Raw genomic sequence first — 22,684 nt, 5'->3', positions numbered from 1 at the left:
CGGCCGGGTCACCCACCCCGGACCTGGAACGCCCGTCAGTAGGTGGCGCGACCGCCCGAGAGATCGTGCACGGCGCCGGTGGTGAAGGTGCACTCCGCCGACGCCAGCCAGGCGACGAGCGCGGCCAGTTCATCCGGCTCCCCGGCCCTGCGCATCGGAATCTTGTCCAGCAGCCGGGCGAAGGTGTCCGGGTCGGTCTCGGCGTTGAGCGGGGTGCGAATGATGGCCGGTGCCACGGCGTGCACGAGGACGCCGGTCTCGGCCAGCTCCTTGGCCAGCGCCTTGGTGAGCCCGATGACGGCGGCCTTCGACGCGGAGTAGGCGCTCTGCCGGGCGTTGCCCTCCTTCCCGGCGATGCTCGCGAGGTTGATGATCCGCCCCCAGCCGCGAGCCGTCATGCCGGGCACCACCGCGCGGCACAGCAGAAAGGTGCCGTCCACGTTGACCCGGAACACGCGCTGCCAGTCGACCAGGGTCGTCGCGGTGAGCGGCCGTTCGAGGCCCTGGATGCCGGCGGAGTTGACGAGAACGTCGACCCGGCCGACGTGGGCCGCAAGCGCCGCGACGGCCGCCTCGTCGGTGATGTCGCAGCGGATGTCGGCGTCCGGGTGCAGGTCGGCGGTGACGACGTCGACACCCTCGGCGCGCAGCCGCCGCGCGCAGGCGGCCCCGATGCCCCCGGTGCCGCCGGTGACGAGCGCCCGCGCGCCGTCGGGGTACCGCGCCACGGGCCTCACCACCCCGCCAGCGGGCGTCGCGTCTGCGCTCCCGGAAGCGGATCGCCGCCGACGATGGCGCGGACGGCCGCGTAGGCGAAGACGAGGCCGGGCCCGATGGTGATGCCGGGCGCGGGATAGGTGCCGCCCATCACCGACTGCATGTCGTTGCCGACGGCGTAGACACCGCCGATCGGGGCGCCGTCGGCGCCCAGCACCGCGGCCGTCGCGTCGGTTTCGAACCCCGTGGACGCGCCGATGTCACCGGGATAGATCCGGACCGCGAAGTAGGGGGCGCCGTCGACCGGGGCGATGTTCGGGTGCCCGGTCTCGGAGGCGGGGTCGCCGTTGAACCGCTGGTAGTCGTTCAAGCCCCGGTGAAACTCGGGATCCTCGCCGCGGGCGGCGGACGTGTTGGTGTGGGCGATGGTTCGCTCCAGGTTGTCGGCCGGGACGTCCAGCCGTTCGGCGAGCTCGGTCAGGGAGTCGGCGCGGACCAGGTACCCGTCGTCGAGGTAGCGGCGCAGCGCCCGCTCGCGCTGGAACGGGCGCACCATGCCGAGACCGTACGTCCACATGCCGGTGGCGTCGGTGATGAGGAACGACGGCGCAGCGGAGCCGGGATCCTCGTGCTCGTGCATGACCATCTGCTTGCCGAAGAGGTGATAGCTGGTCGCCTCGTTGACGTAGCGGCGACCGTGCTGGTCCACGACCACCATGTGCGGCTTCGCGCGATCCATGACGAAATGGGGGAACACCGCCCAGCTGCCGTCCTCGCGCCGGCGGGTGGACACCGGGGCGTAGAAGGTGTGGGCGAACCCGGCGGTACCGTAGTGGCCGCCGAGGCGGTCGACGAGGTCGTGCGCCTGCCCGGTGTGGCCGGGTGCGCCGGGGCACCAGGAGACGTCGAGACCCGGGAGCAGGGCCGCGCGCCGGCCGGGGTGCCGATTGAATCCGCCGGAGCCGATGACGAGGTTCCGGGCGGTCACGCGCCGGGTGGTGCCGTCCTCGTCGACGAGCACGTCCCACCCGGTCTGGCGGCGGGTGACAGAGGTGACCTCGCTGCGGGTGAGCACCGGGACGCGCCGCTCGTCGAGGGTGTGCAGCAGCCCGGCGATCAGGGCGTTGCCCATGGTGCGCCGGGTGTCACGCCCGTGCTCGGCGACGGCGTCGCGATAGGCACGACGCAGGGCGAGCAGGTGCCGCCGGGACTCCTCGGTGGGGCGGGCACCCGCGAGGTGACCGATGTCGTCCCGCTCGATGGACATGCCGCCGAAGGCGGTGAACTCCGGGAGCGGGTCGCGCACGAGGGCGAGGCGCTCGCCGAGCCGGGCGCCGTCGAAGGTGGTCGGCTCGAGCGCCCGCCCGGCGAGCCGGGATCCGGGCAGCTGGGTGAGGTAGTCCGGGTGGACCTTCCGCGCCACGTACTGCACGGACGAGCCAGCCTCCATGACGGCGACGGCCTCGGGGCCGAGGTCGAGGAAGGTCTCCCGCAGCGCTGCCGGGGCGTGCGGCCCGACGGCGGCGTCGAGGAACGCCGCGGCGTCGGCGCGGGTGTCGGCCGCGTCGACCTCGGCGGCGTGGTGGGTTCCGGGAACCCAGGTGGTCCCGGCGGTCCACGCCGTCGTCCCGCCCACCCGGTCGGTGCGCTCGATGACGGCGACCCGCAGGCCGGCGATGGCGGCGTACACCGCGGCCGACAGACCGGCGCCGCCGCCACCGATGACGACGACGTCGAGCGCGTCGCCGTCGTGGAGGGCGGCGGCGGGCTCGCCGGAGGGATACGGGATGGTGGTGCCGGCGGGGACGTCGGCGGCGGTGTCGGAAACGGCGGGCCTCATGCGGGGAACTCCTGGAAAACGGTGGCAGTGCGCGTGGCAGCGGCGTCATCGGGGTGGGGGTCCGGTTGCGCCCCGGCATGCGCAGCGGCAAGCCTGCCGGCGTGCTCACCGGCAGCGAACCCGCGGGTGACGGCGGGGCCGAGGGTGGAGCCACCGCCGGGGTAGGCGCCGCCGAAGGGCGTGGCCGAGACGTTGCCGGCGGCGTACAGGCCGTCGATCACGCTGCCGTCGAAGCGGAGCACGCGGGCGTGGTGGTCGGTGGCGAGGCCACCGGAGGTGCCGAGCGCTCCGCAGTGCAGGGGAACGGCGTGGAACGGCGCCTCGGTCAGCGGCCGCAGGCACGGGTTCGGGGTGACGTTCGCGTCGCCGAGGAACCGGTCTTCGGCCGTCGACCCGCGGCCGAAGACCCGGTCGATGCCGTCTGCCGCGTCCGCGTTGAAGCGCGCGACCTCGTCGGCGAGTGCGTCTGCGTCGACCGCGATCCGCATGGCGAGCTGCTCGACGGTGGGCGCGGAGACCATGCCGTCGGCCGGTGATCCGGGGGTCGAGCCCGCGATCGGGTAGGTGTCCAGGTAGCGGGTGTCGACGATGAGCCAGGCGGGCAGTCCCTTGGGCACGAGCCGGTGCTCGTCGACGGCGCCCATCACGTGGGAGACGTCGTGGTAGTTGAGGGCCTCGTCGACGAAGCGCCGGCCGTCGGCGCCGACGGTCATCGAGCCGGGCAGGGTCATCTCGACGTTGCCCATCCGCCCGGACGGCCGGCCGTCGTAGACGTGCCCGGGCGGGGTGATGACGGGAACGCCCCAGAATGTGGTCATCGCGGCGACGGCGGCGCCGAGCTCGAGGCCCAGCCGCAGACCGTCGCCCTCGTTCGAGGGGGCGGAGATCGGTGTGACCGGGTGCGGGAGGAAGGCCCGCTGCAGTTCCTCGCTCCACTCGAAGCCGCCAGAGGCGAGGACGACGGCGCGCGCGGAGATCCGGGTGTCGGTCCCGGCGCCGCCGGAGACGGTGACGGTCCAGCTGTCGTCATGCGGCTCGAGCCCGGTGACGGGAGCACCGGCTGCGACCGCCACGCCGCGGTCCAGCGCGGAGACGAGCAGACCGGCGACGAGCGCCCCGCCCATGGTCCGCACACCGTCGTCGGTACGGCGAGACAGGAGTGCGGGGTCCGGGGCAGCGCCGTTGAGGGCATCCCGCTCGGCCATGGTCAGGAGCGGGAAGTAGCTCGACGGCCGGATCGTTTCGGGGAGCCCGGGGACGGCGCCGACGTCGAAGGCCTCGTTGTCGAGGCTGCGCCCGCCGCGGGTGGCACCGGGCCAGCCGAGGCGGTAGTCGGGGCGGGCCAGCGGGGTGAGCCGGACGCGTGTGTGCTCGGCGAGCCAGTCGACGGCCACACCGGAGCGGTCCACGTACCAGGCGACGTCCTCGGGTGCCATGGTGCCGCCGGTCGCGGCGGTCAGGTAGGCGAGCGCGTCCTCACGCGAATCGGCGTAGCCGGCTGCGGCGCCGAGCCGGTTGGCCGGGGCCCACAGCACCCCGCCGCCGGCCGCCGTCGTCCCGCCCAGCTGCGCTGCCTTCTCCAGGACGACGACGCGGGCACCGGCGTCGGCGGCCCTCGTCGCCGCGGTCAGCCCCGCCGCCCCGGAGCCGACGACGACGACGTCGACGTCCGTGGGCAGGTCCCCGACGGGAGTGAGGATCGGCGTGGTGGGGGCCGTCGTCGTCATGACCGACCGCCTGTGGGCATGTCGATGAGGATCTTGCCCACCCGCTGCCCGGCGTCGTGCATGGTGGCGAAGGCGGTGGCGAGTTCGCGCACCCCGAACCGGTGGGTGATGAGGCCGCGCACGGTGTCCGGGTGGCGGGCGATGAGTTCGAGGGCCTGCGGAATCAGACCCTGGCTGTTGCGGCTTCCCAGCAGGTCGATCTCCTTGAACGGCAGCAGATTGAGCGGGAAAGCGGTGGGGCGCACGGAGATGCCGACCTGGACCACCCGCCCGGCGGGGGCCACGGCGGTGACGGCGTTGGTCAGGGACGCCGGCACACCGGTGGCCTCGAGCACGAGCTGCGGCCCGTCGGCGGCGGTGTCGGGCAGCGCCGCGTCGAGCTCGTCCGTGGGGAAGGGCGCGGCGGGGTCGATGAGCAGGGTGTGGTGAGCGCCGAAGTCGCGCGCCAGCTCGAGCCGTCCCGGGATGGTGTCGGCGGTGATCACCGTGCACCCGAGATCCCGGAGGGCCAGGGTGGCGAGCAGGCCGATCGGCCCCGCGCCGAGCACGAGCACGGTCTCCCCCGCGGCGGCGCGACCACGGGAGACGGCCTGGAGGGAGATCGACACCGGCTCGGCGATGGCGCCGAGCTCGGACGGCATCCCCGCGGGGAGCCGGTGCAACCGAACGGCGGAGACGGCGAGGAACTCGGCGAGGCCGCCGTCGCAGTAGCAGCCGAACACCACGAGGCGGCCGCACACGTTGCCACGTCCCTCGCGGCAGGCTCCGCACTCCCCGCAGGGGATGAGGGGATCGACCGCCACCCGGTCGCCGGCGACCAGGGTGTCGACCCCGGGCCCCACCGCGACGACGGTACCCGCGAGCTCGTGACCCTGCACGAGCGGCAACTCGGAGGCGTAGTCGTCCTCGAAGATGTGCAGGTCGGTGCCGCACAGGGCGACGTGGTCGATCCGGACCAGGGCCTCCCCGGTCCCCGCAGTGGGCCGGGCGACCTCGACGTAGTCGAGGGTGTTGGCGGCGACGGTCCGGACGGCCAGCATGGTGCCGTTGCCGGTGACCGTGGTGGTGCCGGTGCTCGTCGCGCCGGTGCTGACGGTCGGGGTGCTCATCGGGCGGCCGCCGATCCGGTCTGCACGGTCTCGACCACGGTCTCGGCGAGGCGGGCCGCCCCGAACTTCGGAGCCCAGGACCGGGTCGTCCGCTCCACGTAGCCTTGCCGCGCGAAGGGGTCGCCCGCCATGGTCGCGTCGACGTCGTCGACGGAGTCGCCGCGGACGACGAGCAGCGCGCCGGGCTCCGGACCGGTGGCGTCGGTGGGCCCGGAGACGACCAGCCGGCCCTCGTCGAACAGCCGCTGGAGGAAGGCGAGGTGGGCCGGGCGGTGTTCGTCGCGTCCGGCGCCGGACCCGGGGGTGTAGCGGTAGGTGACGGTGAACAGTGACATGGGTGACCTCCTGTGGTCGTTGGTCGGTCGGCGCCCGGGCAGCACCGGATGGTGCGGGCACCGGGCGAGGCGTGTCAGGTGGTGGGGACGGGCTCCCCGGCCCGCTCGGGCTGGGAGCCGGCGGCCGGGTCGGTGGCGGCGAGGTCGAGCGCGGCGATGTACCCGAAGGTCATGGCCGGTCCGATGTTGACGCCGCCGGCCGGGTAGTGGCCGCCGAACACGTTCTTCTGGTCGACGCCGACGACGTGGACGCCGGGGATCGGCACCCCGTGCTCGTCGAGTAGCCGGGCGCGTTCGTCGGCGCGCAGGCCGGCGAAGGTGCCGAAGGATCCCTGGCGGACGTGGACCGCGTAGAACGGCGCCTTCTCGATCGGCGCGAGCGACGGGTTCGGGCCGACGTCAGGGTCCCCGCCATAACGATTGAACGGGGTCTGCCCGCGATGGAAGGCCGGATCCTCGCCGCGCCGAGCGTGCTCGTTGAACGCGGCGACAGTGGCCGCCAGCTGCGCTGGATCGATCCCGCACCGCTCCGCAAGTTCCTCGAGCGTGTCGGCCTTGACGAGGTATCCCGAGCGCAGGAACGGCAGCTTCGGAACCGGGCGGGGCATGGCGAAGCCGAAGGGATAGCGGGCCACGGCGCGGGCGTCGGCGATCTGCCAGGCCTCGGCCTGCTCGCCGTCCGGCGTCGCCTCGTTCATGGCGGTCACGTAGTCCCAGTACCCGTTCGCCTCGTTGACGAATCGTCTCCCGTCGCGGCGGACCCCGATAGCCCCGGGCTTCGCGCGGTCCATGATGTGCGGGAACACGCCGCTGCGCCCGTTGCGGTAGGGCACGAGGGAGACCGGGCACCAGGCCGCCGCGGAGGCGCCCGTGGCGTCCAGCACGCCGCCGACCGACCGACCGAGGGCGATGCCGGCGCCGTCGGCGGTGGCCGGCGCGAGAGTGACGTGGTCGTCGGCGTCCCGGTTGTGGGGGAAGAACTCGCGGCGCATGGCCGCGCTCGCGGAGAAGCCGCCGGTGGCGAGGACGACGCCGCGGCGGGCGCCGATCGTGCGCCGACCGCGAGGGGTCTCGACGACAACGCCGCTGACCCTGCCCGCGTCGTCTCGGGTGAGGGCGGTGACGCGGTGGCACACGCGGATGTCGACGTCGGAATCGACGGCGGATTTCACGAGCCGCCCGGTCAGGGCGACGCCGTTGACCCAGTGCTGACCCGCACCGGTGGTGAGCAGGTCGCACAGGTAGCCGAGCACGCGCCGGGCCGAGTGGACCCAGCCGTGCAGCTGGAACTTCGACGCGGCGAGGAATCCCTGCAGATCCGGGCCGGCCATGATGCCCATGCCGAGGAAGGAGGTCTCCCAATACTGGGGTGCCAGGATGCGGCGCAGGCTTCGCGGGAGGGTGCGGCCGTCCAGTGGAGCGGGACCCACCGAGCGGTGCCCGGTGCCGGCGTGCGGGAGGTCGCCGTAGATGTCGTTGATCTTCTCACCCGGGGTGAACTGCAGGACGGTGTGGTGCTGGAAGAAGGAGACCATCTCCGGGGCGCGGCGCAGGAAGGCGTCGACCCTGGTCTCGTCGTAGTCGTCCCCGACGGCGGCCCGCACATACTCCTTGACGTCATCGAGCGACTCGTCGACGCCGTCGGCGCGGGCGAACTCCGTGCGCGGCGTCCACATCCATCCCCCGGACCGGGACGTGGCACCGCCGCAGTGGCGGCCCCGTTCGAGGACGAGGACCCGCAGTCCGTGGTGCGCGGCCGTGACCGCCGTCGAGAGTCCGCCGGCCCCCGATCCGACCACGACGACGTCGAACTCCTCGTCGGTGGGTTCTCTGGGGCCGGCCATCGTGTCGGTCTTCCTCGTCGAGCTGTTCACCGTGCCAGCGTCGTGGCGCGGACCACACCGACACAAGATCTTCCGCCGATTCATTCACGATGGGTCAGATACTGTGTAATCGAAACGACATAGTCTGATATGTCGGACTGGAGCGGGAGGTCGCTGTGGAGGTGCGCTGGCTCGAGGCCTTCGTGGCCGTCGCGGAGGAGATGCACTTCGGTCGCGCGGCCACGCGCCTGCACATGGCGCAGTCGCCGCTCAGCCAGGTGATCCGTCGGCTCGAGCGGGAGATCGGAACTCCGCTCTTCGAACGGAGCACCCGCTCGGTGGCCCTGACCGGATCGGGCGAGGCGCTCCTGCCCTACGCCTACCGCACGCTCCGGACCCTGACCAACGCCGTCGACGCCGCGCGCAGCGCCGAGGGCGTGCCGACCGGCCGATTCACGCTCGGATTCTCCGGGGTGCACAACCACCACACGCTTCCCCGCATCACCCAGGCCCTCCGCCGGGACTTCCCGTCCATCGAACTGCGCCTGGCGGGCGGGGTGCGTACCTTCGACGGCATCCGATCGGTACGCAACGGCGATCTCGACGCCGCCTTCATCGGACTCGTCGGTGACGTCGACGCCCCGCTGCGCGCCCGGGAGATCTCCCGGCAGCACATCGGCTGCGTCGTGCCGGCCGATCATGCCCTGGCCGGACGGGGCCCCGTGGCGGTGGGCCGGCTCCGCGGCGAGCCCTTCGTCATGGGCCCGGTGGACGGCAACTCCTCGATGACCGTCGTGGCGCGGCAGCTGTGTCAGGCGGCGGGGTTCACGCCCGAGGTCGCCCAGACGGTCAGCGACCCCTTCCTCATCCTCTCCATGGTGGCCGCGGGGGTGGGCATCACTCTGGTGAGCTCCGAGGTGGTGCCGATCCTGCCCGCATCCGCCGTCTGGGTGGAACTGGACGGCGAGCCGGTGATCTTCCGGCACGGCGTGCTGTGGTCCGAGGAGAACGAATCGATACCGCTGCGGGCGTTCCTCCGCGTGCTGGACGACGTCTTTCCGGCGCGCCCCGATCCGGATTCCGTTCCCGCGTCCTGACCCCAGGGAGCACCGTCAGCCAGGCCGATTATGTGCCCTGACAGCATGGTCTGTGACTCACTACGTCCTGGAGTTTTCTCGATTCGTGCTCCACGCTCGATGTGTCGCCGGTCACGTCCGGCCGGCACCGTCAATCGAGAGAACCATCCCGGCCGAGCACACGACGGAGTGCGACTCCGGTACGACGCAAGGGGTATCCCCATGAACACGAGCACGGCAATGACGCCGGACGCGGTCCGCGCGGAGAAGAAGCGCCGGAACGCGCGTAACGCCGCCATCTCGGGCTTCGCCGGCAGCGCCCTGGAGTACTACGACTTCTTCATCTTCGCCACCGCCGCGGCGCTGTACCTCAGGGAGCTCTACTTCCCCGGTGCCGGTCCGGCCGGTCAGCTCTTCTCGCTGGCCACCATCGGCGTCGCCTACATCACCCGCCCCCTCGGCGCGCTGCTGTGGGGTCATCTCGGCGATGTGATCGGGCGCAAGAAGGTCTTGATCATGGTGCTGGTGCTCATGGGCGTCTCCACCTTCGTGGTCGGCCTAATCCCCACGTACGACGCCATCGGCGTCTGGGCGCCGATCATCATCATCGTGCTGCGCCTGGCGCAGGGGCTCTCGGCCGGAGGCGAGTCGCCCGGCTCGGCGTCGCTGTCGATGGAGCATGCGCCCGACCACCGGCGCGGCTTCTTCTCGAGCTGGACGATGGCCGGCATCACCTTCGGCATCGTGCTCTCCTCCGCGGTCTTCATCCCGCTCCAGGCGCTGCCCGAGGAGGCGCAGCTGAGCTGGGGCTGGCGCATCCCGTTCCTGATCTCGGCCGTCGTCACGGTCCTGGCGCTGATCCTGCGCCGCACCCTGGACGAGCCGGAGGTGTTCACCGACACCAAGGAACTGAACCTCGTCGTCAAGGTGCCGGTGGTCGAACTCGTCCGCCGCCACCCCCGCACCCTGCTGCTGGTCACGGGGATGAGCCTGTTCACCATGGTGAACACGATGATCAACGTCTTCACCCTGTCCTACGGCACGGCCGTCTCCGGGATCCCGCGGGACGAGATGCTGGCGTTCATCAGCGTGGCCAACCTCGTGGCCGTCGCGGCCCTCCCGTTCTGGGGCCACCTCTCCGACCGCCTGGGACGACGGCCGGTGTTCATCACCGGGGCCGTGGCCCAGATCGTCCTGATCTTCGCGTTCCTCTGGGCCCTGGCCAACGGCGATCCCGGCAACACGTGGCCCGTGTGGGTGCTGGGCATCCTCCTCGTCGCCGGCGCCTACTCGGCGAGCAACGCCGTCTACCCCGCCTACTTCCCGGAGCAGTTCCCGGCCAACGTGCGCTACTCCGGCATGGCCATCTGCCTCATGCTCGGCCTGCTGCTGGCGGGCTTCACGCCCGCCATCGCCGAGGGCATCTCGGGTGCCGAGCACAACTGGGTGGGCGTGGCCGTCTTCTCGGCGATCTGCGTCGCCGTCTCCGGGCTGTGCGCGGCCCTGAGCCGGGAGACCGCCGGGACGCCGACCGCCGAGCTGGGTCTCGGCACCGGCCGCGGCGGCCGCACCATCACGCCGGCGTCCACGGACTCCGCGTTCGCCGCGACCACCCGCCGGGAGGCATGAACCCATGACCCACCCACGACTGCGCATCGGGATCATCGGATGCGGTGCGATCGCCGGCAACCACGTCACGGCCTACCGCGCCCAGCCGGACGTCGACGTCGTCGCCTGCCTCGACGCCGACGCCGGCCGGGCGACGACCTTCGCCACCGACCACGGCATCGCGACGGGCACCGCCGACCTCGAGGAACTCTTCGCCGCGGGGCTGGACGCGGTGAGCGTGTGCACGCCGCACCCGACCCACGAGGCGCTGGTGCTCGCAGCCGCCGCGCACGGCGTGCACGTGCTGTGCGAGAAGCCCCTCGCCGTCGACGCGGCGGCGGCCGAGCGCATGGTGACGGCCTGCCGGGCCGCCGGCGTGCGCCTGGGCGCCGTGTTCCAGCGGCGCTGGTGGCCCGCGGCCCGCCGCATCCGGGACGCCCTCGACGACGGGACCCTCGGCACGCCCGTCCTCGGCCGGGTCGAGGTCCTGCTGCACCGGGACGCCGCCTACTACACGGCCACGCCGTGGCGCGGCACGTGGGCGACCGACGGCGGCGGGGTACTCATCTCCCAGGCCATCCACTACCTCGACCTGCTGCAGTGGTACCTCGGCGACGTCGCCTGGGTGATGGCCGCCGCGGACACCTACCGGCACGGCGAGTACATTGAGGTGGAGGACACCCTCGTGGCGACGCTGCGGTTCACCAGCGGCGCGGTTGGCCAGATCGTGGCCACCACCGCGATGACCCCGGGACTCGGCGAGCGCGTGACGGTCACCGGGGCCGGTGGCGCGACCGTCGGGCTGCTCGAGTACCCGGAAGGCACGCCCGCGATCAACGACGTGTGGGCGGTGCCCGGTGCCGAACAGCTGGATCCGCCGACGGCGGTCCAGCCGGACGTGGACCTGGCCACCATCAACGCCGCACTGGTGCCCTTCCACACGGTGCAGATCGCCGACTTCGTCGAGGCGATCCGGGAAGGTCGGGACCCCGGGGTCACCGGGGAGGACGCCCTGCGCTCGCTGCGCACCCTGACCGCGATCTACGCGTCGGTCCGCAGCGGGCGGCCCGAACGGCCCGACGCCGTCTCGTCCCTCGACGCCGCGTCCACCGCCGTCGCCGAGCGAGCCGTCCGATGAGGGAGATCGGCATCGCCCACCTCAGCCTCCTGCACCTGGACCCGGCGGACCTGGTGACCGTGGCCGCCACGGCCGGGTACGACTTCGTCGGCATCCGGGTCCGTGGGGCCACGCCCGCCGAGGACATCCCCGACCAGTCCCCCGGCTCGGCCGCCTCCCGCGCCGCCGTGGCCCGGTTGGACGAGACCGGCCTGCGGGTGCGGGACATCGAGTTCCTCTCCCTCGACGGGAGCACGGGACGCGAGGCATGGCTGCCCATGCTCGAGGCAGGGGCAGCGTACGGAGCCGACACCCTCAACGTCGCCGGCCAGGATCCCGACCGGGAGCGCCTCGTGGACACCCTGGCGACCCTGGTCGAGGACGCCGCGGGGTACGGCATCGTCCCCGCTCTCGAGGCGATCAGCTACAACGTGATCGCCACGGCCGACGACGCATCTCGGGTCGCGACGCGGGCCGGTGCCCGGGTGATGCTCGACCCGCTCCACCTGGTGCGCGGCGGCAGTTCGATCGCCGATGTCGCCGCCCTCGACCGGAGCCTCATCCCGGTGCTGCAGCTGTGCGACGGGCCGGCAGCCGTGCCGGCCTCCCTGGCGGTGCCCACGCCGCTGCCCCGCGGCATGACCGCCGACGGCGAGCCGCGGAAGGTCGAGTCCCGGGCGCTGCGGCTCGCGCCCGGCACCGGCGAGTTCCCGCTGCGGGAGCTGCTGCGGGCGGTCCCGACGGACACGCCGCTCAGCCTGGAGGTGCCGGACTTCTCGCGGGCGGCCCGGCTCGGTGCCCTCGGCTATGCGGAGCACCTGCTCGCCGCCACGCGCGACCTGCTGGCGAGGAACCCCGAGGAGACCGTCACGCGCTGACGAGTGTCCCCAGCGCACCCGTCAGCCGAAGCCGGTGGCCCGGCCGAGCAGGGCGAAACCGACGAACGCCCCGACGTCGAGCAGGGCGTGGGCGACGATGAGCGGCATCACGCGCCGCACCCGCAGGTAGACGGCGACGAACACGAGGCCCATCACCACGTTGCCGAGAAACGGCCCGAAGCCCTGGTAGAGGTGGTAACTGCCGCGCAGCAGCGCGCTGACCACCAGGATGGCCGGCGTCGACCACCCGAGTTGGCGCCACCGCAGGGTCAGGTACCCCACGACGACGATCTCCTCGAGCAGGGCGTGCCGGATGCCCGAGAGGACGAGCACGGGCACCGTCCACCAGTACGTCCCGAGCGCGGCGGGCACCAGCGCCGTCGTGATCCCGAGCGCCCGGCCGACGGCGTAGAGGGCGAGCGACCCACCGGCCATGACGGCGAACAGCGCCACGCCCTGCCCGGTGTCCACCCAGGGCCGCGTTCCGTCGACCCCCAGGCGGCGCAGCGGCCGGAACCCCGAGCCCGCGAGCAGGAACAGCACGAGCACCACCGGGACCAGGGAGAACCCGATGCCGAGCAGCTGGTAGGTCAGGTCCAGGTACTCCCGGTCGCTGCGGGTCGGGTTCAGGGTCGTGGTCTGCCCGCCGAGCGGCCCCCTGGTCAGCTTGTCGATGAGCTGGACGACGGCGTAGACGGCCGACTGGCCCAGCGACAGCCCCAGCACGATGAGGATCTCGGCACGAAGCCGCCGGCGGCCGGAGCCGGTGGCGATCTCCGCCGCCTCGGGGCGGCCGGTGTCGGTGGAGTCAGCGGGCACGCCCACACCCTAGACGACCGGCGCCTCCTAGGATCGAGTCATGACCGACCACCCCGCTCTCCCCTCGTCCGCCCCGGCCGCCGACCTGCCCGCGGCGCCCGTCGCCCGGAAGGTCCCGGTGGAGCGCACCCACCACGGCGACACCCTCGTCGACGACTACGAGTGGCTGCGGGAGAAATCCGACCCCGAGGTGCTCGCGCACCTGACCGCGGAGAACGCCTACACCGACGCCGTCACGGCCGGTCAGCAGGAGCTGCGCGAGCGGATCTTCGACGAGATCAAGCGCCGCACCCAGGAGACCGACCTGTCCGTGCCCTCCCGCCGGCACGGCTGGTGGTACTACAGCCGCACCGTCGAGGGTGGCCAGCACGCCGTGCACTGCCGGGTGGCCGCGGAGGGCGACGGGTCCGAGCTGGCCCACTGGGAGCCGCCGGTGATCGAGCCCGGCGTGCCGCTGACCGGGGAGCAGGTGCTCCTCGACGGCAACGCGGAGGCGGAGGGCGTGCCGTTCTTCTCCCTCGGCAGCTTCGCCGTCAGCGAGGACGGCACCCTGCTGGCGTACGGGGTGGACAGCGCCGGCGACGAGCGGTTCACCATCAGGATCAAGGACCTGCGCACCGGTGAGCTGCTGCCCGACGTCATCGAGGACACCTTCTACGACGCCCAGTTCCACCCCGACGGGCGCAGCCTCTACTACACCGTCGTCGACGCCACCTGGCGCCCCCACGAACTGCGCCGGCACGTGCTCGGCACCCCGGCGACCGACGACGTCGTCGTCGCCCGCGAGGACGATCCCGGCATGTGGCTGGGCGCGGAGGTCTCCGCCAACCGGCGGTGGCTCGTCGTCACGTCCGGCAACTCGGAGTACAGCGAGGCCCGGCTGCAGCGCCTCGACGGGACGACCACCGCGGACGGCGGCTTCCAGGTGGTCATCGACCGGGCCGACCGGGTGCTGTACGACGTCGAGCCCGTGCTGCTGGACGGGCAGGACCGGTTCGTCCTGCTGCACAACCGGCAGGCGATCAACTCCGCCGTCGCCCTGATGGACCCCGCCGACGCCGGCAAGCCGGTCGCCGAGCAGACCTGGACGCCCGTCATCGAGCACCGCAGCACCGTGCGCCTGAGCGGCATCGCGTCCAACCGCACCCACCTCTTCGTCGCCGCCCGGCGGGAGACGACCGAGCGGGTGCAGGTGCTCGAGCTGGCCGGCCTGGGCACCGCCGAGCAGCGGCCCGAGACGGAGCCGCGGTTCGACGAGGAGCTGTACTCGGCGTCCCTGGTGGGCGCCGAGTACGACGCGCCGGTCGCCCGGCTGACCTACACGTCGTTCCTCACCCCGCCGCGGGTCTACGACTACTTCCCGGCCCTGGACGGTGCCACCGACGACGCCGGCGCCTCCGCCACCCTCGCGCTGGCCCTGCGCAAGGAGACGCCCGTCCTCGGCGGGTACGATCCCACCGCCTACCGGGCGGAGCGGGCGTGGGCGACCGCGCGCGACGGCGTGCAGATCCCCGTCTCCATCGTGCGGCGGGCCGACGTGGAGCCCGGCGGCCGGCACCCGGTGATCCAGTACGGGTACGGCAGCTACGAGATCAGCATCGACCCCGCGTTCTCGGTGGCCCGGCTCTCGCTGCTGGATCGCGGGGTCGTGTTCGTGGTCGCGCACGTGCGCGGCGGCGGCGAACTCGGCCGGGCCTGGTACGAGGACGGCAAGAAGCTCGCCAAGCGCCACTCCTTCACCGACTTCGTCGACGTCACCGACTACCTGGTCGAGTCCGGGTGGGCGGACCCGGCGCGGATCGTGGCGACCGGCGGATCAGCGGGCGGGCTGCTGATGGGCGCGGTAGCGAACCTGGCGCCGCGGACGTACCGGGCCATCGTCGCCGTCGTGCCGTTCGTCGACGCGTTGACCACCATCCTCGACCCGGAGCTGCCGCTCTCGGCGCTGGAGTGGGAGGAGTGGGGCAACCCGATCACCGACCCGGAGGTGTACGCGTACATGCGCGGCTACTCCCCCTACGAGAACGTCGCGCCGGTGGCCTACCCGCGGATCGCGGCGATCACGAGCCTGAACGACACCCGCGTGTTCTACGTCGAGCCGGCCAAGTGGGTGGCCCGGCTGCGGGAGGTCGGCACCGGCACCGAGCCGATCGTGCTCAAGACCGAGATGGACGGCGGCCACGGCGGCGCCAGCGGACGGTACGAGAAGTGGAAGGACACCGCCTTCCAGTACGCGTTCATGCTGGACGCGCTCGGCGTCGTCTGAGCGGCGCTCTCAGTGCACCGCCGGCGTGCGGCCGAGGTCGGCGGACGGCCGGGTCGGCATCCGGCGCACGGGTGAGAGCGCGGCGAGGATCGCCTCGGCGCTCGGCTCGTCGTCCCGGCCCGCTGCCGTCGCGTCCGCGGTCTCGCCGCGCTCCGTCCCCTGGCGCTCGAGGATCATCCCCGCCGCCAGGTCGGCGAGCGCGGGGGCGGTGTGCACGACGCCGTCCCCCTGACCGGCGAGCCAGAAGAAGCCGTCGGCCTCGCCGTCGTACCCCACCACCGGCAGCCCGTCGCGGCCGCGGGTGCGCACGGCGGTCCAGGCCCGGTCCAGGTCCCCGAGCGGGTGGCCGGTCAGCGTCGCCGCGGCGCGGCGCAGGTTCTCGACCGCGGCGGGACTCGGCGGGACGAACCCGGCGTTGCCCGGGGAACCGGCGACCGAGGCGACGAGCAGGCCGTCGCCGTCGGGCCGGATCATGACGCCGTCGCGCACGAAGAGCGGCGTGTCCGGGTCGATCGGGGCGTCGAGCGCGAACACCGCGGCGGTGTGGCGGTGCGGCTGGAGGCCCTGGATCTCGACGGCGGCCACGACGGCGATCGGGTCCGCCCAGGCGCCCGCCGCGTTCACCACGGTGCGGGCGGTGATTCCCTCCTGCCCGGCGCCGATCACCCAGCCGTCGCCGGTGCGGGCCGCGGTGTGGACGTCCGCGACGGGGATGATCTCGGTGCCGGCGTCCAGGGCCAGGTCACGGTAGCGGTCCTGCAGGACGCCGGCGTCGATCTCGAGCGCCTCGTCCGTCGCTGCCGCCACGGTGGTGTCCCGCGCGCCGGCCTGCCGCAGCACGCCGGCTGCGTCCTCGGCGACCGTCAGGCCGCCGGCCGCGGCGAGGTCGCGCACCTGCTGGTCGGCACCGGCGAACACGCGCCGGCGGGGGCGTGCCGCCTCCCCGGCCGGGCCGGCGATCAGGGCGGCCGAGCGGCGCTGCAGGGCACGGAGCACGGGCGGGTCGATGGTCGGCTCCAACTGCCGGGCGGCCCGCGCGGACTGCCGGTAGGCGACGGCGGGCTCCGCCTCGACGATGACGACCTCCGTGTGCGGGGCGAGCGCCGCCGCCAGGGACAGGCCGGTGATCCCGCTGCCGATGATCAAGACGTCGGTGTCCATGCGCCGATCGTGTCACAGGTCGCGCGCCGGGGACACACCCGCGGCGCGGGGCCGCGCTTGTGCCGGTGCGACCCGCTGGGAAGACTGAGCCCATGACCGTCGCTCCCTCGTCCCCCTCGTCCTCCTCCCCCGGGTCCGCCTCGTCCGACCGGGTCGCGCTCGTCGTCGGCGCCTCGCGCGGCCTCGGCCTGCTGATGGCCCGCGACCTGCTCGAGCAGGGTTACCGGGTCGTCATCGCGGCGCGCAACGACCAGACCCTGCGCGCCGCGGCGGCCGATCTCGACCCCTCCGGCGCGCGGGTCCTGCACCGGGTGGCCGACGCCGGGGATCCCGAGTCGATCGCCGATCTGGTCGCGTTCGCCGAGCGGCAGGGCTCGCTCGACGTCGTCGTCCACGTCGCCGGGATCATCCAGGTCGGCCCGCTCGCGGCCATGAACCGCGGGCACTTCCGGGAGGCGATCGACATCATGACGTGGGGGCCGATCAACGTGGCCCTGGCCGCGGTGCCCGGGATGCGGGCGCGGGGCCATGGCCGGATCGGCATCGTCACGTCCCTGGGCGGCAAGGTCAGCGCCCCGCACCTCGTGCCGTACTCGACCGCGAAGTTCGGGGCGGTGGGGTTCACGCAGGGGCTGGCGGCGGAGCTGGCGGGTACCGGGGTCACGGCGACGACGCTCGTGCCCGGACTGATGCGCACGGGCTCGCACCTGCAGGCGCAGTTCGTCGGCGACGTCGCGAAGGAATACCGGTGGTTCGCGCTCAGCGCGACGCTGCCGTTCATCGCCATGACCGCCGAGCGGGCCGCCCACAAGATGGTCGCCGCGACGCTGGCCGGCAAGCCCGTGGCCGCGATCGGCGTCTCGGCGCAGGCGGCGACCCGGTTCGGCGGCCTGGCGCCGTCGATCACCGTGCGCGGCATGGGCATCTTCGCGCGGCTGCTACCGCGCACCGCGGACAGCGGGCCGCACGTCCGCTCCGACGACGCGACGACGGTCAAGGGCCAGGACGCCCGCCGCAGGCTCGCCTCGCCGCTGGTCAACGCGCTGACCGGCCTCGGCGACCGGGCGGCGAAGAAGAACCTGGAGCGGTAGCCGGCCGCCGGGGCGCGTTCCGGCGTCGTTCGGACGCTGACGCTGTCCACCTGATGCGGGCTCGGGAGCGGTGACCCGGTGATGCTCGGCCACCGGGACCGCTCTTGCCGTTCGGGACGGTGTAACGCGGCGCAACGGCAAGAACGGTCCCATTCGCTGTGGGGACGGCCGCGGCCGTCCGGGAACGACGCAGCTCAGCCGCAGGGGTGCCAGACCTTACCGCCCGGTTCGTAGCAGCGCGGACCGTGGTAACCCGGTTCGGGGTCGGCGGGAGCCGGATCTGGAGCCGGCACGACCTGCTGCTGTTCCGCCCACCGGGCGGCCGCCTGCTGACGTTCAGCCTCCGCCGCCTGCTGCGCCGCCGCTTCGGCCTGAGCAGCTTGTTGCGCAGCCGCCCGAGCCGCTGCCTGGCGTTCCGCCTCCTGCCGGCGCTGTGCCTGAGCGACTTGCGCCGCTTGCCTCTGCCGGGCCGCCTCGTTCGCCGACAACGTCGCCGCCGTGGACACTGCCCTCGCCCGGGAGCCCCTCGCGCGGTCGATCAGGGGCGCGAGGTCGGACGCCGCGAAGGCGGCTGCGGCGGCGAAGTACGACGACGGTTCTTCCAGCAGCGACCGAAGCGCCTCGAGCCGGGCGCTCTGCGCGGTCAACGCCTCCGCCGTAGCCGTCGCCGCCTCAGCGGTCTGTTCGCCACCCGCCGCGGTGATGGTTTGACTCAATGCCTGCTGAGCGGCCGGAACAGTGCAGGCCATCGCGGGGTCGAACAATCCACGCTTGCCCGCCGACGCCTCGCTCTGCGCCTTCTTGACGGCGTCGTACCACTTGACGTTCGGCTGGAAGGCGACCGCAACGCCGAGGCCCAGGCGCGCCAGCTCGGTGTTGACGAAGACACCGGTCGGCCCGGTGACGCCGGCCAAGGTTCGCTTGTACTTGTCCAGCCGCTCGACGTCGTAGTCCAGCGACACCGTCGAGCCCACGGGGAGAAGAGCGGTGAGCGCTCGGGTTGCTTCGGGCCCCTGGCACTGCACAGCCTTGTTCGGGTGTTTCGTCTCCGGCGTGTCCACGTTGAGCAACCTGATTCGAGTCACCTCGCCGTGGAGATTCGCGTCGAAGGTATCGCCATCGATCACGCGGACGACGGTCGCGGTGTCGCCCTCCGCGGCGGCGTCCTCCACCATGACCGCCTCGCCGGACGCAATACCGGACTCCGCCACGGGAGCCCCCTGCCCGGACGTCGGTGCGGTACATCCACTGACCAGCAGCACCGCGCTGAGGGCAAGAGCGCCCGACCATGACCTGAAGCTGAACACGCGGTGATCCCCGATCTCGGTGTGGTCCTGAGCGTGCGCGACCGTGCCGCGCCACCCTGCACTCTCGACGCGGAGCCGGCGGCCGTAAGGTCGCCGCCTCCGGGCCGCCGGTGGCGCGTCACCGGGACCGCTCTTGCCGTTCGGGACGGTATAACGCGGCGCGACGGCAAGAACGGTCCCATTCGCTATGGGGACGGCTATGTGCCGAGCGGCACCGGCGACGAGCTAGGCGCGGTGACGCGGAGCCCGGCGCGGCCGGTGGTCTCTCGACGTCGCCGCTGCGGCGTCGCCGGACGGGTTCGACGACGCGGTCCCGTCGGACGGTGTCACGGTCCCGGACGGACCGGTCGACCCGTCGCCGTTCGCCGACGTGGCGGCCGCGTGGCGCCCGCCGCTCGGCGGCGCTCCCACCGACACGAGGTTGTCGTCGGTCTGCGGCTCCTCGACCGAGCCGGCTGACGCCGGGCCCGCCGAGGCCGTGCCCGAACCAGCACCCGCCACCGCCGGCATCGGCCCCGTCATCGGGTGCTCGCGCTCCAGCTGGGCGCCCTCGACGTCGACGTCCGGCAGGATGCGGTCCAGCCAGCGCGGCAGCCACCAGGCGGACCGGCCCAGCAGGTGCATCACCGCGGGGATGAGCAGCATCCGCACGACGAAGGCGTCCACGAGGACACCGAAGGCCAGGCCGAAGCCGATGGGCCGGATGGTCGAGGACTCGGAGAAGATGAAGCCCGCGAACACCGACGTCATGATGATCGCCGCCGCCGTCACCACGGCCCGGCCGGCGTGCAGGCCCCGCTGCACCGCGACCTTCGCCGGGTGCCCGTGCGCGTACGCCTCCCGCATGCCCGAGACCAGGAACAGCTGGTAGTCCATGGCCAGGCCGAACAGGATGCCGATCTCGATGATGGGCAGGAAGCTGAGGATCGGGGCCGGGTCGTGCACCCCGAAGATCGCCCCGAGCCAGCCGAACTGGTAGATCGCGGTGATCCCGCCGAATGCCGCGAGCAGCGACAGGACGAACCCGAGCGTCGCGGTCAGGGGCACGAGGATGGATCGGAACACGAGGATGAGGATCAACAGGGACAGGCCGACCACCACGACGAGGTAGATCGGCAGCACGTCGGCGAGGTTGGCGGAGACGTCGATGTTGGCGCTCGCGTTGCCGGCGACGCCGAAGGTCGCCGTCCCACCGTCGACGCCGACCGAGAGGCCGCGCAGGTCACGGACCAGTTGTTCGGTCGCCTCGCTGTCGGGCCCGCTCTCCGGGACCACCTGGAAGGCGATCACGGTGCGGTCGTCGGACGTGCCGATCGGGGCGACGGCCGCCACGTCCGGCTTCTCGGCGATGGCCCGGCCGAGGGCGATCTGGGTGTCGGTGACGTCGGCCTGGTCCACCGCCGAGGGCAGCTCCGCGACCGCCAGCAGCGGGCCGTTCTGACCGGCTCCGAACTTCTCCTCGAGGGTCTTGTAGGCCTGGTACTGGGTGGATTCGGTGGCCTCGGAGGCGCCCGACGGCAGGCCGAGCCGCATCTGCGCGGCCGGCAGCGCGACGACGACGAGGACGGCGATGCCGGCCACCAGCGTGACGATCGCCCGCCACGTGGCCATCGGCGTCGTGGGTAACCGCGGCGCGGTCCCGTCCCGGCCGATCGCGGCGCGCTCCTTCTTCCGCAGGATCCGCATTCCCAGCAGGGACAACAGGGCCGGCGTCAGGGTGATGGCGATGACGATGGCGACCAGCACCGCGCCGGCGCCGACCGTGCCCATCAGGCCGAGGAACGGGATGCCGGTGATGTTCAGGGCGAGCAGCGCCACGATCACCGTCGAGCCGGCGAAGACGACGGCGTTGCCGGACGTGCCGTTGGCCAGGCCGATCGACTCGTGCACGGACATGCCCCGCTTGAGCTGGGACCGATGCCGGTTGAGGATGAACAACGAGTAGTCGATGCCGACGGCCAGGCCGAGCATGACGCCGAGCACCGGGGTCACCGAGATGAACTCGACCAACCCCGAGAAGGAGAGGGCCGCGAGCGAGGCGACGGCCACGCCGAGGAGGGCGCTGACCAGGGGCAGCGCGGCGCCGATCACGGTGCCGAGCATGACGAGCAGCACGATGGCGGCGATGACGACACCGATCACCTCGCCGGGCCCGAGCACACTGGGCACCCCCTGGGCGATGTCGTGCGACACCTCGACGCTCACGCCGTCGATGCCGGCGTTCGCCGCCTTGTCGCTGATGGCCTGCTTGTCCTCCTGCGGGGTTGCGAAGGTCGACTGGTCGAAGCGGACGGTGCCGACCGCGGCGCTGTCGTCCTCGGAGACGAACCGGATGTTCGTCGACAGGTCCAGCAGGGCCGCGCCCTGCTCGAGCTTCGTCTCCTGCGTCTTCAGTTTCGCGCGGTTGTCGCTGATCTCCTGCTGCCCCGCGGCGAGCTGCTGCTGCTGCGCGTCCAGCTGCGCCTGGGCGCGATCGAGCTGCGGCTGGGCCGCCGCCAGCTGACCCGCGGCTCGCGCCTGCGCCTCACGCTGATCGAGCTGGCGCTGCGCGGCGGTGAGCTGGGCCCGGCCGTCGTCGATCCGCTGCTGGCCGGCGTCGAGCTTCGTCCGGGCGTCGGCGATCTGCTTCCGGCCGTCCGTGACCTGCTTCCGGGAGTCGTCCAGCTGTTTCTGCTGGGCGAACGGATCGATGGTGTCCTTGACCCCGTCCATCGTCTTCAGGTCCGCGAACAGGGCGGTGATCTTGCGCTGCTGGTCGGCGGTGAACGCTCTGCCGTCGTCGGTGGCGACGACGATGCTGCCCGAGCCGCCGGTGGCAGCGGGGAACTTCTCCGCGAGCCGGTCCTGGACCTTCTCGGTGGCCGTGCCCGGGATCGAGATCGCCGAGGAGATGCTGCCGGAGAAGAGGGCGAACGTGCCGCCCGAGATGGCGAGCACGAGGATCCAGCTGATGATCACCAGCCAGTGCCTGCTGGCGCAGAACCGCCCGAGGCGGTAGAGGAGACCGGCCATGCCGTCCCGCTCCTTTCGTGAGTGCTGTCGTGCCCGCGAGGGGCGTGGATCGGACGAGGGGACACCGCGCGGGTTCAGGTGGCGGGCAGGTACCCGTTGCGGACGCTGCCGAGCAGCCGGGTGAGCAGGTCCTGCCAGGTGGCGCGGGCATCGGCGTCGAGGCGCCCCCCGGTGAGCTCCACCCAGTGCCGGGCGATCACGACGACGCCGCTCATCAGCGACTCGACCAGCAGTTCGGCTTCGAGCGGGTCGGCCGCGGGATGACGGCGCAGCACCTCGGCGAGCAGCCGGTCGGTGACCCGGGAGAACGCCGCGTCCGACAGTGGCGACTTGTGGTCCTTCGCGGGCGAGGAGCCGCCGAGGATCCGGAGGATGGTGGCGATGGCGGCGGGCAGGTCGGCGTCGTGCATCGCGGTGGCGATCTCGTCGAACATGGCGGACCGGCTGCCTTCCCTCAGCGGGGTGCGGGCGATGCGGGCGAGGAAGTCGTCGACGACGACGGCGAGCGCGTCCTCGCACACGGTGAGGAACAGGTCGTCCAGCGACGGGAAGTGGTTGAAGACCGTGCGGCGGGAGACGTCGGCCCGCTCGGCGAGTTCGTCGACCCCGAACACCGGGCCGCCCCGCTCGTCGATCAGCTCGCGGGCGGCGTCGACGATGGCGGAACGGCGCTCCGCCTTCTGCGCGGTGCGGCGGTCGAGTGTCGAACGGGTCACGGTCTCTACACTAGGTGCAATCTTGCACTGGATGCAAATAATCGTTTACCGAGACGATTGCCCCTGAATGGTCAAGAGATGC

17 protein-coding genes are annotated in these 22,684 nt (G+C 72.6%); 6 read left to right on the top strand and 11 right to left on the bottom strand.

Features of this window, described 5'->3' with window-relative positions; genetic code table 11:
- Positions 1 to 35 precede the first annotated feature (35 nt).
- From IEX22_RS12840 to IEX22_RS12815, 6 genes are all read right to left on the bottom strand, one after another.
- Complete coding sequence (locus IEX22_RS12840) at positions 36 to 728, bottom strand: SDR family NAD(P)-dependent oxidoreductase (protein ID WP_188668810.1); 693 nt, start codon at positions 726 to 728, stop codon at positions 36 to 38.
- 5 nt (positions 729 to 733) lie between these two features.
- The gene (locus tag IEX22_RS12835) at positions 734 to 2,557 is read right to left on the bottom strand and encodes an FAD-dependent oxidoreductase (RefSeq protein ID WP_188668809.1); all 1,824 of its coding nucleotides are present in this window, start codon (positions 2,555 to 2,557) and stop codon (positions 734 to 736) included.
- On the bottom strand, positions 2,554 to 4,284 hold the full coding sequence (locus IEX22_RS12830) for an FAD-dependent oxidoreductase (RefSeq protein ID WP_188668808.1): 1,731 nt from the start codon (positions 4,282 to 4,284) through the stop codon (positions 2,554 to 2,556). Before IEX22_RS12830 ends, IEX22_RS12835 begins: the two co-directional genes overlap by 4 nt.
- A complete protein-coding gene (locus IEX22_RS12825; RefSeq protein ID WP_188668807.1) occupies positions 4,281 to 5,393 on the bottom strand; it encodes an alcohol dehydrogenase catalytic domain-containing protein in 1,113 nt (370 codons plus the stop codon). The genes IEX22_RS12830 and IEX22_RS12825 overlap by 4 nt, the downstream gene beginning before the upstream one ends.
- Entirely contained in the window at positions 5,390 to 5,728 is a 339-nt protein-coding gene (locus IEX22_RS12820; RefSeq protein ID WP_188668806.1) for a YciI family protein, read from the bottom strand. The genes IEX22_RS12825 and IEX22_RS12820 overlap by 4 nt, the downstream gene beginning before the upstream one ends.
- Positions 5,729 to 5,802: 74 nt before the next feature.
- Positions 5,803 to 7,602: an FAD-dependent oxidoreductase gene (locus IEX22_RS12815; protein ID WP_229660020.1), complete on the bottom strand. Its 1,800-nt coding sequence runs from the start codon at positions 7,600 to 7,602 to the stop codon at positions 5,803 to 5,805.
- Between the two features lie 125 nt (positions 7,603 to 7,727).
- Between IEX22_RS12815 and IEX22_RS12810 the strand changes: the two genes are divergently transcribed.
- From IEX22_RS12810 to IEX22_RS12795, 4 genes are all read left to right on the top strand, one after another.
- The gene (locus IEX22_RS12810) at positions 7,728 to 8,648 is read left to right on the top strand and encodes a LysR family transcriptional regulator (protein WP_306464456.1); all 921 of its coding nucleotides are present in this window, start codon (positions 7,728 to 7,730) and stop codon (positions 8,646 to 8,648) included.
- A 201-nt stretch (positions 8,649 to 8,849) separates the two neighbouring features.
- Positions 8,850 to 10,256 carry an MFS transporter gene (locus IEX22_RS12805; RefSeq protein WP_229660019.1) on the top strand — a complete coding sequence of 469 codons (1,407 nt, stop codon included), beginning with the start codon at positions 8,850 to 8,852 and terminating at the stop codon, positions 10,254 to 10,256.
- A 4-nt stretch (positions 10,257 to 10,260) separates the two neighbouring features.
- On the top strand, positions 10,261 to 11,373 hold the full coding sequence (locus IEX22_RS12800) for a Gfo/Idh/MocA family protein (RefSeq protein ID WP_188668805.1): 1,113 nt from the start codon (positions 10,261 to 10,263) through the stop codon (positions 11,371 to 11,373).
- Positions 11,370 to 12,230, top strand: a complete 861-nt coding sequence (locus IEX22_RS12795) for a sugar phosphate isomerase/epimerase family protein (protein WP_188668804.1) — start codon at positions 11,370 to 11,372, stop codon at positions 12,228 to 12,230. The genes IEX22_RS12800 and IEX22_RS12795 overlap by 4 nt, the downstream gene beginning before the upstream one ends.
- 21 nt (positions 12,231 to 12,251) lie before the next feature.
- On the opposite strand, the gene IEX22_RS12790 is transcribed toward IEX22_RS12795, so the two are convergent.
- Positions 12,252 to 13,004: a CPBP family intramembrane glutamic endopeptidase gene (locus IEX22_RS12790; RefSeq protein ID WP_229660023.1), complete on the bottom strand. Its 753-nt coding sequence runs from the start codon at positions 13,002 to 13,004 to the stop codon at positions 12,252 to 12,254.
- A gap of 85 nt (positions 13,005 to 13,089) precedes the next feature.
- Here IEX22_RS12790 and IEX22_RS12785 point away from each other — a divergent pair, with 85 nt between their 5' ends.
- Positions 13,090 to 15,315 carry a S9 family peptidase gene (locus IEX22_RS12785; RefSeq protein WP_188668802.1) on the top strand — a complete coding sequence of 742 codons (2,226 nt, stop codon included), beginning with the start codon at positions 13,090 to 13,092 and terminating at the stop codon, positions 15,313 to 15,315.
- A 9-nt stretch (positions 15,316 to 15,324) separates the two neighbouring features.
- Here the strand turns inward: IEX22_RS12785 and IEX22_RS12780 are convergent, their stop codons facing one another.
- Positions 15,325 to 16,476 carry an NAD(P)/FAD-dependent oxidoreductase gene (locus tag IEX22_RS12780; protein WP_188668801.1) on the bottom strand — a complete coding sequence of 384 codons (1,152 nt, stop codon included), beginning with the start codon at positions 16,474 to 16,476 and terminating at the stop codon, positions 15,325 to 15,327.
- A 92-nt stretch (positions 16,477 to 16,568) separates the two neighbouring features.
- Here IEX22_RS12780 and IEX22_RS12775 point away from each other — a divergent pair, with 92 nt between their 5' ends.
- Complete coding sequence (locus tag IEX22_RS12775; protein ID WP_188668800.1) at positions 16,569 to 17,567, top strand: SDR family NAD(P)-dependent oxidoreductase; 999 nt, start codon at positions 16,569 to 16,571, stop codon at positions 17,565 to 17,567.
- A 194-nt stretch (positions 17,568 to 17,761) separates the two neighbouring features.
- Here the strand turns inward: IEX22_RS12775 and IEX22_RS12770 are convergent, their stop codons facing one another.
- From IEX22_RS12770 to IEX22_RS12760, 3 genes are all read right to left on the bottom strand, one after another.
- On the bottom strand, positions 17,762 to 18,874 hold the full coding sequence (locus tag IEX22_RS12770; RefSeq protein ID WP_188668799.1) for a thermonuclease family protein: 1,113 nt from the start codon (positions 18,872 to 18,874) through the stop codon (positions 17,762 to 17,764).
- Between the two features lie 225 nt (positions 18,875 to 19,099).
- Positions 19,100 to 21,886: an MMPL family transporter gene (locus IEX22_RS12765; protein ID WP_188668798.1), complete on the bottom strand. Its 2,787-nt coding sequence runs from the start codon at positions 21,884 to 21,886 to the stop codon at positions 19,100 to 19,102.
- Between the two features lie 74 nt (positions 21,887 to 21,960).
- Entirely contained in the window at positions 21,961 to 22,602 is a 642-nt protein-coding gene (locus IEX22_RS12760; RefSeq protein WP_188668797.1) for a TetR/AcrR family transcriptional regulator, read from the bottom strand.
- Positions 22,603 to 22,684 lie beyond the last annotated feature (82 nt).

Source organism: Tersicoccus solisilvae (assembly GCF_014643255.1).
Classification (GTDB): Bacteria; Actinomycetota; Actinomycetes; order Actinomycetales; family Micrococcaceae; genus Tersicoccus; species Tersicoccus solisilvae.
This window is presented reverse-complemented; position numbering and strand designations above follow the sequence as displayed.

Bases quoted from the DNA above. Each gene is read 5' to 3' on its own strand.
- IEX22_RS12835 (WP_188668809.1), bottom strand. From the start codon at position 2,557: ATGAGGCCCGCCGTTTCCGACACCGCCGCCGACGTCCCCGCCGGCACC.
- IEX22_RS12830 (WP_188668808.1), bottom strand. From the start codon at position 4,284: ATGACGACGACGGCCCCCACCACGCCGATCCTCACTCCCGTCGGGGAC.
- IEX22_RS12825 (WP_188668807.1), bottom strand. From the start codon at position 5,393: ATGAGCACCCCGACCGTCAGCACCGGCGCGACGAGCACCGGCACCACC.
- IEX22_RS12820 (WP_188668806.1), bottom strand. From the start codon at position 5,728: ATGTCACTGTTCACCGTCACCTACCGCTACACCCCCGGGTCCGGCGCC.
- IEX22_RS12805 (WP_229660019.1), top strand. From the start codon at position 8,850: ATGAACACGAGCACGGCAATGACGCCGGACGCGGTCCGCGCGGAGAAG.
- IEX22_RS12800 (WP_188668805.1), top strand. From the start codon at position 10,261: ATGACCCACCCACGACTGCGCATCGGGATCATCGGATGCGGTGCGATC.
- IEX22_RS12795 (WP_188668804.1), top strand. From the start codon at position 11,370: ATGAGGGAGATCGGCATCGCCCACCTCAGCCTCCTGCACCTGGACCCG.
- IEX22_RS12785 (WP_188668802.1), top strand. From the start codon at position 13,090: ATGACCGACCACCCCGCTCTCCCCTCGTCCGCCCCGGCCGCCGACCTG.
- IEX22_RS12780 (WP_188668801.1), bottom strand. From the start codon at position 16,476: ATGGACACCGACGTCTTGATCATCGGCAGCGGGATCACCGGCCTGTCC.
- IEX22_RS12775 (WP_188668800.1), top strand. From the start codon at position 16,569: ATGACCGTCGCTCCCTCGTCCCCCTCGTCCTCCTCCCCCGGGTCCGCC.
- IEX22_RS12765 (WP_188668798.1), bottom strand. From the start codon at position 21,886: ATGGCCGGTCTCCTCTACCGCCTCGGGCGGTTCTGCGCCAGCAGGCAC.